Raw genomic sequence first — 13,208 nt, forward strand, 5'->3', positions numbered from 1 at the left:
TACGGCAAATTGCCAATTTTATCGTATTTCCTTTTCGGTTGAAACTCCGCCACTTGGACATCTGTCCTTCGGGGTGGCAGGATCAGACTTTATAGTGGATTAACAAAAATCAGGACAACACATAGGGCAACGCTTTATGTGCCGTCTTGTGTGTTGAAACATCAGCATAGGAAACACATAAAAAGCCGGCTGTTTTGCGCCTGCGTACCGTATTGGTCAAAATGCCGTCTGAAACCGATAACAGGGTTTCAGACGGCATTTCCGTCAATTTTCCCTTTATCTGCCGAACAGGTTGGCGATATTTTCCATCTGTTCTTCGGTAAAACCGTTTTCGCCCAATCTGGCGGCAACTGCCCATTCGCCCGACAAACCGTGTTCCGCACCGAGCTGCCGCCATTTTTCGACTTTGGCTTCGGCTGTGGTTTTTTCGGGCAGCGGTTTGACGGGAATCCTGCTTTTGGGGACGGTATTCATCGGTTTGCCCCTAATCGATGGAATAGCCGCGAAGATACTGTATCCGTTCGCGCGTCATCCGCGTGTCGCACTGCAATTTGAGATATTCGGCGTATTCTTTCCCGTCTGCCTGCGCGGCGGCTTGTCGGCAGTTGCTGATTTTTTCCTGCGCCCACTTGCGTTGTTCGCCGACCAACTCTTTTTGCACGTCGGTATCGAGTCCTCCCCAAAGTTTGGTAATTTCGGATTCCGCACGCTGGTTTTGTACGCGCGCCTCTTCCACTTCGCCCTGTGATACGGTAACGGTATTGGCACGCTCGCCGTCGTCGGGATGCAGGATTTCCGGTTCGGGCGCGCCTTCTGCGGCTTGGGGTACGCCCGCATCGCTGGCGGCGGCATTGTGTTCCAAAATGTCTTCGGGCGTGGGTTTGGACGGTTCTTCTTCACGGGCTTTGCCGCTCAAAATCCTGATCGCGTCTTCTTTTTTCACCGCCTTGCCGTCTATCATCACGATGCTCTTCACGCCGTAAGGCAGCAACGCGGCAGACAGCGTTTGCGCCGCCATACCGACCGTGTTGTCGATAAATGCCGTCTGACCATCTTTGACGGGCAGGAAGCGGACAGCTGCCGTCAATACGCCGTCTTTAAACTCGACATTGCCGCCCGTCTTCTGCCGCACAATATCCGACAAAGCGGTTTCCCCATACAACAGGGGGCTGTTTGCCTCGGCATCGGCAAGCGTTTCAGACGGCACGGTAATGTTCAAATCGGCGATACAGAACGTGCGCCCGCCTTCCTGCGTTTCCGAAGCGTGTTCCAAAGAAAACGCCAAACCGTAGGCGGCAGCGATAATTTTGTCGGCATCGACAAACTGCCTGCCGTCTTCGCGCGCGAAAGAACGCGCTTCCTGCGTGAGCGTTTCCTGAATACTGCCGCGTATATCCTGCAACACGGCGGGATTGGCGCATTCCAATGCCTTGGGCGGTTCTTCCCTGCCGCACGCGGCAAGCAGCAGCGCAAACGGCAGCGCAATGAGTTTCCGATACATGATGTTCCTTCCAAACGGTGCAGACCGATGGCGGCTATCATAGCAAAAGCACCTGCCGGCGGTAAACCTTGCAGGTGCTTTGTCGGAAAGGCGTAAAAATCAGCCTTTAAAGAAATTCACAAAGCCGGTAAGAATCGCGGCATTAATCAAATCGACAAAGAACGCACCAACCATAGGCACAATCAAAAACGCCTTATGCGACGCGCCGAAAGTATGCGTGATGGACTGCATATTTGCCACCGCCGTCGGCGTTGCACCCAAGCCGAAACCGCAATGGCCGGCAGCCAACACCGCTGCATCATAGTCGCGCCCCATAAAGACATAGGTAACAAAAGTCGCGTACAAAACCATCACCACGGTTTGTACGGCAAGGATGACGGTTACAGGCCCCGCCAAACCGGTCAGCTCCCACAGTTTCAAATTCAGCAACGCCATTGCCAAGAAAAGCGAAAGCGAAGCATTGCCGAACACATCGATGGCGCGGTCGAACATATTGACTTTGAATGCGGCAGTGAGGATGTTGCGGATGACCACGCCGCCAAACAGACACCACACGAATTTGGGCAGGTCGAACAGGTATTCTTTGTCGAAGCCGTCCATAATCTCGGCAAATGCCAGACACGCGGCAAACATGGCAAGCGTTTCAACGGCAGATTCCGCCGTAATCAGGCGGGTGCGTTTTGCCTGCTCGAACACGTCGTCCGCGTTGTCGTCCTGAGCCTGTTTTGTGTTTTCAACCGGTTTGCGGCCCATTTTGTTGATCAGGCGGCGTGCAACCGGTCCGCCGATCAGGCCGCCGAACACCAGCCCGAAAGTTGCAGAAGCCATACCCAAGCCGGTTGCGCCGACCAAGCCGTATTTGGTTTCAAAATCCGGCCCCCAGGCACCCGCCGTGCCGTGTCCGCCCGTCAGCGTAACCGAACCGGTAATCAGACCGATGAGCGGATCCAAACCCAAAGCGGAAGCCAGTCCGACCCCGACAAAGTTTTGCACCAGGATAAATCCGCCCACAATCGCGGTAAAAACCACCAGCGGCAAACCGCCCGCCTTCAAACGGGAAAAATCCGCGCTCAAGCCGATGGACGTGAAGAAAATCAGCATAAACGCATCTTGCAGCGGTTTTTCAAATTTGAAGCTCACGCCGTACGCCTCGTGCAGCGCAAACAGGATAATCGCGGCAATCAGCCCGCCCGCCACGGGTTCGGGGATGTTAAAATCACGCAATAACTTGATTTTCTTAACTAAAACCTTACCGACCAGCAAAACCAAAGTGGCGGCAATCAAGGTGTAATAACTATTAAACGCCCATTCCATATCGTTTGACCTCCTAAAATGTTTTTCTTTATGTCCGCCCGAAGGGGCGCAGGCGCGAAGATATTAGGGGAACAGTTAAGGCTTGTCAAAGAATTGCCGTTTTTTACAACTATTTTTTACAAACAAAATGCCGTCTGAAACTCCGTTCAGACGGCATCGGGCATCCGCACCTGTTCAATAATTGGTCGAACAGAACTGCTCGCGCTTGTCCGCATCGGCGGCATAACACGTCAAACCCATACCTGCCGCATTGCTGTTGGCAGCCTTCGCACCCGGTTTTTTGTTCACCGAAACCTTGCCGTTTTTGCCGATTTCAACGGTTACGCCCTTACCGTTTTTCATCTTCCACTTCAAAACCTTCGCCCCGGCATCCTCGCATTTGCTGACCGCGCAGCCGCCCTCCGCTGCGACATTGCCGTTTTTATAAATCACGCACTGCTGCTGGCTGTCGGCACACGCCGCAAACGCAGAAACCGAAAAACAGGACACCAGCGCGGCAAACAGAACTTTTTTCATGGTTCGGACTCCTTATTTAAACAGGTTGGCAATAATTTGAAACTATACGCCTGCCGCCATACCACTGCCACAACCAAATCAAATGCCGTCTGAACAGTCTTCAGACGGCATCATAGGAATACACATATTTGAAACAACAGAAAAAGCAGGGGCAAAACCCGCCGCTGCATCTGTCGCTGTACATCCCTGCTGTCGGACTTACCGCTTCAGCTTCGCAAACGCATCCGCCATCGCCGAATTGGTCGGGGCGCGGTCGTTGCGTTGGGGTTTGCGGTCGCGGCGTTCCTGATGTCGGGTTTCAGACGGCATTTTATGTTTTGCGCCGCCCGGTTCGTCATCCAAGCGCATTGTCAGCGCGATGCGTTTTCTGGCGGCATCGACTTCCAGCACTTTCACTTTCACCACATCGCCGGCTTTCACGACTTCGCGCGGGTCTTGGACGAATTTATTGGACAGGGCAGAGATGTGCACCAAGCCGTCCTGATGCACGCCGATGTCCACGAACGCGCCGAAGTTGGCGACGTTGGAAACTACGCCTTCAAGTATCATGCCGACTTTCAAGTCGCTGATTTCGTGGATGCCTTCGGCAAACGATGCCGTCTGAAACGCGCCGCGCGGGTCGCGGCCGGGTTTTTCCAGCTCGGACAGAATGTCCAGAATGGTCGGCAGGCCGAAGCGTTCGTCGGTGAAGTCGGACGCTTTGATTTGCTTCACGCACTCGCGGTTGCCGATGAGTTCGGCGGCGGTAATGCCTTGTTGCGCCAGCATTTTGGCGACGACGGGATAGGCTTCGGGATGCACCGCGCTCGCGTCCAGCGGCTCTGTGCCGCCGTTAATCCGCAAAAAGCCTGCCGCCTGCTCGAAGGTTTTTTCACCCAAACGCGGTACTTTCAGCAATTTTTTGCGGCTGTCGAACGCGCCGTTTTCATCGCGGTAGGCGACGATGTTTTGGGCAAGGGTTTGATTCAAACCGGAAATCCGCGCCAAGAGCGGGGCGGACGCGGTGTTCACGTCCACGCCGACGGCGTTCACGCAGTCTTCGACCACCGCGTCCAGCGATTTGGCGAGCTGGCTTTGGTTCACATCGTGCTGATACTGGCCCACGCCGATGGATTTGGGGTCGATTTTGACCAACTCAGCAAGCGGGTCTTGCAGCCTGCGGGCAATGGACACCGCGCCGCGCAGGGAAACGTCCAAGTCGGGGAACTCGCGCGCCGCCAGTTCGGATGCGGAATAAATCGACGCGCCGGCTTCGGACACGACGATTTTGTGCAGCCCCATTTCCGGCATCCCGCGCACCAGTTCGCCTGCGATTTTGTCGGTTTCGCGGCTGGCGGTGCCGTTGCCGATGGCGATGAGTTTCACGCCGTGCTGTTTAATCAGGCGCGACAGCGTTGCCAACATATTGTTTTCTTGATGCAAATAGACAATGACCGTATCCAGCAGCTTGCCGGTGTCGTCCACCACGGCGCATTTCACGCCGTTGCGGTAGCCGGGGTCGAGACCCAAAGTAGTCAGCCGTCCGGCAGGCGCGGCGAGCAGCAAGTCTTTGAGATTGCGGGCGAACACGGTAATCGCATCGGTATCGGCGGCTTCTTTCAGACGATTTAGGGCTTCGAGTTCCAACGACAAAAAGATTTTCGCGCGCCAAGTCAGGCGCACGGCGTCGCGCAGCCATTTGTGGTTGTCTGAAACCTTGAAACGGCGGGCGATGATTTGCTCGTATTCGCTTTGCTGGGTAATCGGCGTGTCGTCGGGCTGGTATTTGAGCGCGATGTTCAACACGCCTTCGTTGCGGCCGCGCAAAACCGCCAGCGCGCGGTGGCTGGGCATGGTGCGGACGGGTTCTCGGTGGTCGAAATAATCGCTGAATTTTTCGCCTTCGGTTTCTTTGCCTTCAACGACTTGCGCGTGAATTTCGGCTTCGTTCCACAGCTTGTTGCGCAGCGTGCCGATGAGTTCCGCGTCTTCGGCAAACTGCTCCATCAGAATCGCGCGCGCGCCGTCCAGTGCGGCTTTGATATCGGGGACGTTTTCGTTCAGGTAGCCTTGCGCGGCGGCTTCCACGTCCTGCGGCTGCTCGGCAAGCAACACGTCCGCCAGCGGCTGCAAACCGTGTTCGCGCGCGATTTGCGCCTTGGTGCGGCGTTTGGGTTTGTAAGGCAGATACAGGTCTTCCAGCGCGGTTTTGTTGTCGGCGGCTTCGATTTGCGCCTTAAGGTCGTCTGAAAGTTTGCCTTGCTCTTCAATGCTTTTTAACACAACGGCTTTGCGCTCTTCCAACTCGCGCAGGTATTGCAGCCGCTCGGCAAGCTGGCGCAGCTGCGTGTCGTCCAGCCCACCCGTGGCTTCTTTACGGTAACGCGCAATAAAGGGGACGGTCGCGCCGTCGTCCAAAAGCTCAATGGCGGCATTGATTTGCGCGGTAGTGGCGGAGAGTTCTCGGGAGAGGATTTGGGTGATGTTCATAAATTGCCTTCGTATGCCGTCTGAAAAGCCGACGGCGCAATATGGGTAATCGTTTGGAAAAGATAGAGATAATACTGATATACTTTGCACGATACAATCTGAAAGGAATGTTTATGACCGTCCTGATTACCGGCGGCACCGGCTTTATCGGTTCGCATACCGCCGTCTCGCTCGTCCAATCCGGTTACGATGCCGTGATTCTCGACAATCTGTGCAACTCGTCTGCCGCCGTCCTCCCGCGCCTTCGGCAGATTACCGGCAGAAACATACCGTTTTATCAGGGCGACATCCGCGACCGTCAGGTTTTGAGACAGATTTTTTCAGAACATGAAATCGAATCCGTCATCCATTTTGCCGGTTTGAAGGCAGTGGGGGAAAGCGTTGCCGAGCCGATGAAATATTACGGCAATAATGTTTACGGCAGCCTGGTGCTGGCGGAAGAAATGGCGCGTGCAGGCGTGTTCAAAATCGTATTCAGCTCGTCGGCAACCGTTTACGGCAATGCGGAAAAAGTCCCCTATACGGAAGATATGCGCCCGGGCGATACCGCTAATCCTTATGGCGCATCCAAAGCGATGGTGGAACGGATGTTAACCGACATCCAAAAGGCCGACCCGCGCTGGAGCGTGATTTTGTTGCGCTATTTCAACCCGATCGGCGCGCACGAAAGCGGTCTGATCGGGGAACAGCCCAACGGCGTTCCCAACAACCTTTTGCCCTATATCTGCCAAGTGGCTTCGGGCAGGCTGCCACAACTGTCGGTATTCGGCGGCGATTATCCGACCCCCGACGGCACCGGTATGCGCGACTATATTCATGTGATGGATTTGGCAGAAGGGCATATCGCGGCAATGAAGGCGAAAGGCGGCCTTTCCGGCGTACATTTGTTCAACTTGGGTTCGGGGCGCGCCTATTCCGTCTTAGAAATCATCCGTGCCTTTGAAGCCGCTTCCGGCTTAAATATTCCCTATCAAATCCAACCCCGCCGCGCCGGCGACTTGGCGTGTTCCTTTGCCGACCCGTCCCATACCAAACAAGAGACGGGCTGGGAAACCAAACGCAGCCTTGCGCAAATGATGGAGGATTCGTGGCGTTGGGTCAGCCGCAACCCCAACGGATATGGGGATTAAATGCAAACCGCAAACAAAAAAACCATCCTCGTTACCGGCGGCGCGGGCTTTATCGGCTCTGCCGTTGTCCGCCATATTATCCAAAACACCCAAGATTCCGTCGTCAACCTCGACAAACTGACCTACGCGGGCAATCTCGAATCGCTGACCGACATTGCCGATAATCCCCGCTACGCTTTTGAGCAAGTGGATATTTGCGACCGCGCCGAACTCAACCGCGTGTTCGCGCAATACCGGCCTGATGCCGTGATGCACTTGGCTGCGGAAAGCCATGTCGACCGCTCTATCGATTCGGCAGGCGAGTTTATCCAAACCAATATCGTCGGCACATTCAATCTGCTTGAAGCTGCGCGCGCCTATTGGCAGCAAATGCCGTCTGAACAGTACGAAGCCTTCCGTTTCCACCATATTTCCACCGATGAAGTCTATGGCGATTTAGGCGGCACAGACGATTTGTTTACCGAAACCGCGCCCTACGCGCCGTCCAGTCCTTATGCCGCGTCTAAAGCATCTTCCGATCATCTTGTCCGCGCGTGGCAACGGACTTACGGGCTGCCCGCCATTGTCAGCAACTGTTCCAATAATTACGGTCCCCGACAATTCCCCGAAAAACTCATTCCTTTGATGATTCTGAACGCGCTTTCCGGCAAACCGTTGCCTGTGTACGGCGACGGTATGCAAATCCGCGACTGGCTGTTTGTCGAAGACCACGCGCGCGCGCTGTATCAGGTTGTTACCGAAGGCGTTGTCGGCGAGACCTACAATATCGGCGGCCACAATGAAAAAGCCAATATTGAAGTCGTCAAAACCATCTGCGCCCTGCTGGAAGAGCTTGTTCCTGAAAAACCGGCGGGGGTGGCACGTTATGAAGATTTGATTACCTTTATCCCAGACCGCCCCGGCCACGATGTGCGCTACGCCATTGATGCAGCCAAAATCAGTAGGGAACTAGGCTGGAAACCGCAGGAAACCTTTGAATCCGGCCTCCGTAAAACCGTGCAATGGTATTTGGACAACAAAACCTGGTGGCAAAACGTATTGAACGGTAGCTACCGTTTGGAACGTTTAGGTACAGGCAAATAGTTTTCAGACGGCATCCCGACGCAATGCCGTCTGAAAACCCATCGCAAAGGAAGAAAGAAAAGATGAAAGGCATCATACTGGCAGGCGGCAGCGGCACGCGCCTCTACCCCATCACGCGCGGCGTATCCAAACAGCTCCTGCCCGTGTACGACAAACCGATGATTTATTACCCCTTGTCGGTTTTGATGCTGGCGGGAATCCGCGACATTTTGGTGATTACCGCGCCTGAAGACAACGCCTCTTTCAAACGCCTGCTTGGCGACGGCAGCGATTTCGGCATTTCCATCAGTTATGCCGTGCAACCCAGTCCGGACGGCTTGGCACAGGCATTTATCATCGGCGAAGAATTTATCGGCAACGACAATGTTTGCTTGGTTTTGGGCGACAATATTTTTTACGGTCAGTCGTTTACGCAAACATTGAAACAGGCGGCAGCGCAAACGCACGGCGCAACCGTGTTTGCTTATCAGGTCAAAAACCCCGAACGTTTCGGCGTGGTTGGATTTGACGAAAACTTCCGCGCCGTTTCCATCGAAGAGAAACCGCAACAGCCCAAATCCGATTGGGCGGTAACCGGCTTGTACTTCTACGACAACCGCGCCGTCGAGTTCGCCAAACAGCTCAAACCGTCCGCACGCGGCGAATTGGAAATCTCCGACCTCAACCGGATGTATTTGGAAGACGGCTCGCTCTCCGTCCAAATCTTAGGACGCGGTTTCGCGTGGTTGGACACCGGCACCCACGAGAGCCTGCACGAAGCCGCTTCATTCGTCCAAACCGTGCAAAACATCCAAAACCTGCACATCGCCTGCCTGGAAGAAATCGCTTGGCGCAACGGCTGGCTGACGAAAAAAAATGTGGAAACACGGGCAAAGCCTTTGGAAAAAACCGCCTACGGGCAATACCTGCTGCGCCTGATCGGCAAATAAATGCCGTCTGAACCACTTTCTTCAGACGGCATACAGAGAAAATCATGAACATCATCGACACCGCCCTCCCCGACGTAAAACTTTTAAAACCGCAAGTATTCAAAGACGGGCGCGGCTTTTTTATGGAAACCTTCCGCGACGGGTGGTTCAAAGAAAATATTGCTGATCGAACTTTCGTGCAGGAAAACCACTCCAAATCCAGCAAAGGCGTATTGCGCGGCCTGCACTACCAAACCGAAAACACACAAGGCAAACTCGTACGCGTAGTTGTCGGCGAAGTATTCGACGTGGCCGTCGATATGCGAGAAGGTTCGCCGACTTTCGGCAAATGGGCAGGCGCAACCCTGTCGGCGCAAAACCAATACCAGCTTTGGATACCCGAAGGCTTCGCACACGGTTTTTACGTTTTGAGCGACACGGCCGAACTTACCTACAAATGCACAGACTATTACAAGCCGGAAGCCGAACAGGTTTTAATATGGAACGACCCGGCAATAGGCATAGACTGGCCGCTTCAAACCGAGCCGCTGCTGTCGCCCAAAGATCTTGCCGGTAAAGCATGGGCGCAAGCTGAAAAGCTCCGCCTTACGCTTTCCCGATAAAAAATGCCGTCTGAACGTTTCAGACGGCATTTTTTCTAACAGCCTACCTACCCGCCTTCAGTACGCGCTGTGCAAAGAAAAACATCCCGGTAACGAAGAACGCCAAGCCCAACCATGAGGCGGCGGCATCCCAGTTTTGCAGATTCAACGCAAGCGGCGCGTCCGAGCCGCCGTTGGTCACGGAGAAGGCAATAATAAACGCCATAATCACACCAATCAGGCTTTCACCGACAATCAGGCCGGCGGAGAACAAGGTTCCGATGCGCTCGGCGTTTTTCAGACGGCCTTCACGGTTTTCCGCTTTTTTACCGATGATGTGTTTCAGCACCGCCGCCAACACTGCACCTGCCACGATGGGCATATTGACGGACGGTGGCAGATAAATACCCATACCGACCGCAAGGACGGGCAGGGCAAGTTTACCGCCTGATGATTTTTTCAACACCAAATCGACGACGATTAATACCGCGCCAATCGCGATGCCGGTAAAGATGTAGACCCATTCAAGGTTGTGGGCGAAAATGCCCGACGCGATGGTCGTCATCAAAGTCGCTTGAGGGGCTGCCAAAGCCTGCGCCGCATCCATGCCTTCGCGCGGCATTGCGCCGGTAAAGCCGTAGGCTTCGTAAAGCAGTTCCAACACGGGCGAAATAACCAGCGCACCGACGATGCAGCCAATAATCAGGGCGACTTGCTGCCGCCAAGGTGTGGCTTTGAGCAGGTAGCCGGTTTTCAAGTCTTGCAGGTTGTCATTGGAGATCGAAGCGACGCAGATTACTGCCGATCCGCAGAAAAGCGTCAACGCCAGTAAGAATTTGCGGTTGGCTTCATCCGCCATCAAACCGCCTGATTCGCCCACAACCAATAAAACCAGCGAAATGATAACAATGGAAACGATGCCCACGCCGGAAATCGGGCTGGAAGACGAGCCGACCAAACCCGCCATATAACCGCAGGCGGCGGCGACCAAAAAGCCGATGACGGAAGCCAAAAGCGTGCAAACGACCACTAAAAGCCAAGCCATGCCGCCCGTAATGTGCGAATCGCCGATAAAGTGGTAAAACGACACGCCTAGAATAAACATCATAGACAATACCCAGAAAATCATGGCTTTAGGCGACAAATCCTGTTCAGCGCGTTCCGCAGCAGGCGCGCCGCCGCCAAAACTCTTGAACGACATCTTCATGCCTTCCACCATCGGCTTGAGCAGCATCAAAAGCGTCCAAACCGCTGCGATACCGATAGTCCCCGCACCGATAAAACGCACTTTTTCCTTCCACAGCTTCATCGCAAACGCCGCCATTTCCATATCGGAAGGTTGCGGAATGTGTGAGGAGAAATACGGCACGGCAATGCCCCAAGCAATCGAAATGCCCAACAGGATGGCGATGCCGCCCGTCAGTCCGACCAAATAGCCCGCGCCCAACAATGCCAGTGAAAAGCCCATCGGCAGTTGGAAAATCGCCGTACCGCTTTTAAACCAATAACTCGCACTGTCGGCAATCACGCGCAGACCTCCGGCGCAAAAGCTCATCAATCCCGCCAACGCGCCGCCTGCCGCCAGCTCTTTGATGCCGCTGCCGCCCTGACGGTCATCCCCTTCTTCATGGCCGCCCACTTTCAAAATTTCAGCAGCCGCCACGCCTTCCGGATAAGGCAAATCGCTTTTCACCACCATCGCGTAACGCAGCGGAATGGTGAAAATCACCCCCAAAATCCCGCCGGCAATACATAAAAGCGTCGTCTGCCAGAACGGGAAACCGCTCCAGTAGCCCGCCATCAACAAACCGGGTAGGACAAAAATAATGGTCGAAAGCGTACCCGCCGCCGAGGCTTGGGTCTGCACCATATTGTTTTCCAAAATATTGCTGCCTTTGAAAAACTTTAAAACCGCCATCGAAATCACCGCCGCCGGAATCGACGAGGCAAAGGTCAGTCCGACTTTCAAACCGAGGTAAACGTTGGACGCAGTAAAAATTACAGTAATCAATGCACCGAGTATCATGCCTCGGAGCGTCAGTTCGCGGTATTCTTCTACCGAACCGGATAAAGATTTATTCATTATTCTTCCTTTGACAACAGATTCCCGCATATTGTTGGCAATATGTCATAATGTCAAGTTTTAAAAAGAACAGTTAAAAACAGTTATCCAATCCTATCTCGTACTCCCTTGAAAATAAAAACTATTTTCAAGCAAACAAAAACAGCCGTATCAGGGAGGTTCCCCGATACAGCCGCTTGTTTCCGAACCTTAAAATCAATCAAACAAATCGCGAAGCTTGTCTAAAAACGATTTCTTACGCGGTGTTTGATTTTCCAAGCCGGTAGAAATCCGCTCAAATTCTTCCAAAAGCTCTTTCTGGCGGTCGGTCAAATTGACAGGTGTTTCGACAACAATATGGCAGTACAAATCGCCGGTCGCGCTGCTGCGTAAAGATTTGACACCCTTGCCCTTCACGCGCATCCTCCTGCCGGTTTGGGTTTCTTTGGGGACGGTGAGCTTGACCTTGCCATCCAAAGTCGGTACTTCCAACTCACCGCCCAAAGCAGCCGTGGCAAAACTAATCGGCAGTTCGCAATGCAAATCCAGACCGTCGCGTTGGAAAATCTTATGCGCCCGAATGCGGACGGTTACATACAGGTCGCCGGCAGGCGCACCGTGCATACCCGGCCCGCCTTCACCGCTCAAACGGATACGCTGCCCGTCATCGATACCGGCGGGAATATTGACTTCCACCGTCTTGACCGCCTTATTCTGCCCCGCGCCACGGCATTTGACGCAAGGTTCTTTAATGTGTTTGCCCGCACCGTGGCAGGTCGGACAAGTCTGCTGCATACGGAAAATCGCCTGCTGGATGTGCACCGTACCCGAACCTTTGCAAGTCGGGCAGGTTTCCGGGGATGTCCCCGGTTTCGCGCCACTGCCGTTACAGACATCACACGCTTCATAAGTCGGAATATTGATGCGTTTCTTCACACCTTTTGCGGCTTCTTCAAGCGTGATTTCGATACCGACTTGAACGTCCTCACCCTGATAATCAGGCTGGGCGCGCCCTGAACCGCCTCCAAACATTTGGCTGAAAATATCCCCAAAGTCAAAACCCTGCGCACCGCCAAATCCGCCAAACCCTCCGAAGCCCCCCTGTCCGCCGCCTTCAAACGCCGCATGACCATACTGGTCGTACATAGCGCGCTTTTCCTTGTCGGACAAAGTTTCATACGCCTTTTGTACTTCTTTAAACTTCTCTTCCGCCTCTTTATTGTCAGGATTGCGGTCGGGATGGTATTTCATCGCCAATTTCCGGTAGGCTTTTTTAATCTCATCATCGGTAGCTGTTCTTGCCACACCCAGCGTCGCATAAAAATCTTGATTACTCATTTTTTCATCTAATTCAAAATAAAATCACGGCTCAAAATAAGGGCAATTGCGCAAAACACAAGACAAACAGACTGCCATAGCTTACAAACTGAAACGGAATACACTTTTCAGACAGCATAAACCGATGCCGTCTGAAATCTTCAGGTATGCACGACACAAAAACTTAGACAGGCATAAAACCAACCGCCATGAAGTGTTTTTGTTATAAAAACGCCGCCCGAACGCATGTTCAGACGGCATTTCCTTTGCGTCGATTCATTCCCCGATATAGCGCAGGTCTTTTTC

Annotated in this window: 13 protein-coding genes; 4 read left to right on the plus strand and 9 right to left on the minus strand. The window is 53.7% G+C overall.

Annotation, left to right across the window (positions count from 1 at the left end; all coding sequences use genetic code 11):
* Positions 1-109: 109 nt before the first annotated feature.
* The 6 genes from ACNAU7_RS10145 to ACNAU7_RS10170 all read right to left on the minus strand — a co-directional run bounded on the left by ACNAU7_RS10145 (position 110) and on the right by ACNAU7_RS10170 (position 5,800).
* Positions 110-259, minus strand: a complete 150-nt coding sequence (locus ACNAU7_RS10145; protein WP_118997335.1) for a hypothetical protein — start codon at positions 257-259, stop codon at positions 110-112.
* Between the two features lie 17 nt (positions 260-276).
* Positions 277-474, minus strand: a complete 198-nt coding sequence (locus ACNAU7_RS10150; protein ID WP_013448186.1) for a hypothetical protein — start codon at positions 472-474, stop codon at positions 277-279.
* A 10-nt stretch (positions 475-484) separates the two neighbouring features.
* Positions 485-1,501, minus strand: coding sequence for a lysozyme inhibitor LprI family protein (locus ACNAU7_RS10155; protein ID WP_107819993.1), 1,017 nt, complete (start codon positions 1,499-1,501; stop codon positions 485-487).
* Positions 1,502-1,600: 99 nt separating this feature from the next.
* The gene (gene gltS, locus ACNAU7_RS10160) at positions 1,601-2,815 is read right to left on the minus strand and encodes a sodium/glutamate symporter (protein ID WP_416302150.1); all 1,215 of its coding nucleotides are present in this window, start codon (positions 2,813-2,815) and stop codon (positions 1,601-1,603) included.
* 174 nt (positions 2,816-2,989) lie between these two features.
* A complete protein-coding gene (locus tag ACNAU7_RS10165; RefSeq protein ID WP_416302151.1) occupies positions 2,990-3,331 on the minus strand; it encodes a hypothetical protein in 342 nt (113 codons plus the stop codon).
* Between the two features lie 198 nt (positions 3,332-3,529).
* Positions 3,530-5,800, minus strand: a complete 2,271-nt coding sequence (locus ACNAU7_RS10170) for a Tex family protein (protein WP_416302152.1) — start codon at positions 5,798-5,800, stop codon at positions 3,530-3,532.
* A gap of 113 nt (positions 5,801-5,913) precedes the next feature.
* On the opposite strand from ACNAU7_RS10170, the gene galE reads away from it, so the two are divergent.
* The 4 genes from galE to rfbC all read left to right on the plus strand — a co-directional run bounded on the left by galE (position 5,914) and on the right by rfbC (position 9,544).
* The gene (gene galE, locus ACNAU7_RS10175) at positions 5,914-6,930 is read left to right on the plus strand and encodes a UDP-glucose 4-epimerase GalE (RefSeq protein ID WP_416302153.1); all 1,017 of its coding nucleotides are present in this window, start codon (positions 5,914-5,916) and stop codon (positions 6,928-6,930) included.
* Positions 6,931-8,013: a dTDP-glucose 4,6-dehydratase gene (gene rfbB, locus ACNAU7_RS10180; RefSeq protein WP_416302154.1), complete on the plus strand. Its 1,083-nt coding sequence runs from the start codon at positions 6,931-6,933 to the stop codon at positions 8,011-8,013.
* Between the two features lie 62 nt (positions 8,014-8,075).
* Positions 8,076-8,942, plus strand: coding sequence for a glucose-1-phosphate thymidylyltransferase RfbA (gene rfbA / locus ACNAU7_RS10185; RefSeq protein WP_416302158.1), 867 nt, complete (start codon positions 8,076-8,078; stop codon positions 8,940-8,942).
* A gap of 44 nt (positions 8,943-8,986) precedes the next feature.
* Entirely contained in the window at positions 8,987-9,544 is a 558-nt protein-coding gene (gene rfbC / locus ACNAU7_RS10190; RefSeq protein ID WP_416302155.1) for a dTDP-4-dehydrorhamnose 3,5-epimerase, read from the plus strand.
* Positions 9,545-9,587: 43 nt separating this feature from the next.
* On the opposite strand, the gene ACNAU7_RS10195 is transcribed toward rfbC, so the two are convergent.
* The 3 genes from ACNAU7_RS10195 to ACNAU7_RS10205 all read right to left on the minus strand — a co-directional run bounded on the left by ACNAU7_RS10195 (position 9,588) and on the right by ACNAU7_RS10205 (position 13,163).
* Positions 9,588-11,606 carry an OPT family oligopeptide transporter gene (locus ACNAU7_RS10195; protein WP_416302156.1) on the minus strand — a complete coding sequence of 673 codons (2,019 nt, stop codon included), beginning with the start codon at positions 11,604-11,606 and terminating at the stop codon, positions 9,588-9,590.
* A 195-nt stretch (positions 11,607-11,801) separates the two neighbouring features.
* Positions 11,802-12,923 carry a molecular chaperone DnaJ gene (dnaJ, locus tag ACNAU7_RS10200; protein ID WP_416302157.1) on the minus strand — a complete coding sequence of 374 codons (1,122 nt, stop codon included), beginning with the start codon at positions 12,921-12,923 and terminating at the stop codon, positions 11,802-11,804.
* Positions 12,924-13,004: 81 nt separating this feature from the next.
* Positions 13,005-13,163: a hypothetical protein gene (locus ACNAU7_RS10205; protein ID WP_002215272.1), complete on the minus strand. Its 159-nt coding sequence runs from the start codon at positions 13,161-13,163 to the stop codon at positions 13,005-13,007.
* Positions 13,164-13,208 lie beyond the last annotated feature (45 nt).

It is taken from the genome of Neisseria sp. LACPHL-SPEC-2024-00856 (genome assembly GCF_047915665.1).
Lineage (GTDB): Bacteria > Pseudomonadota > Gammaproteobacteria > Burkholderiales > Neisseriaceae > Neisseria > Neisseria polysaccharea.